This window comes from Acinetobacter sp. UBA3132 (genome assembly GCF_002364825.1).
GTDB classification, from domain to species: domain Bacteria; phylum Pseudomonadota; class Gammaproteobacteria; order Pseudomonadales; family Moraxellaceae; genus Acinetobacter; species Acinetobacter schindleri.
In genome coordinates, this window is record NZ_DEZM01000206.1 from 4,066 (window position 1) to 4,317 (window position 252).

Here is a 252-nt window from a genome sequence, read left to right on the forward strand (position 1 = left end):
GTTGTCCCAGGTTTCTGCCACAGCCAGCAGTTCCAGATTTTGTTCCAGACGATCTGCAATTTTCAACAGGATATTGGAGCGGGTGGTCGGCGATGATCTGTTCCATTGTTCTTTGGCGTTGTGTGCTGCATCCAGGGCCAATTCAATGTCTTCTACAGAAGAACGCGGAACCTTGGTAAAGACTTTGCCATCTACCGGAGAGATATTGTCAAAGTATTCACCTTTGACTGGAGCGACCCATTCGCCGCCAAT

1 protein-coding gene is annotated in these 252 nt (G+C 48.8%); it reads right to left on the bottom strand.

What is annotated here, in order from left to right:
• Nucleotides 1-252 (bottom strand): aldehyde dehydrogenase family protein (locus B4033_RS11450; RefSeq protein WP_286834121.1); only part of this gene is annotated, 252 nt, incomplete at both ends.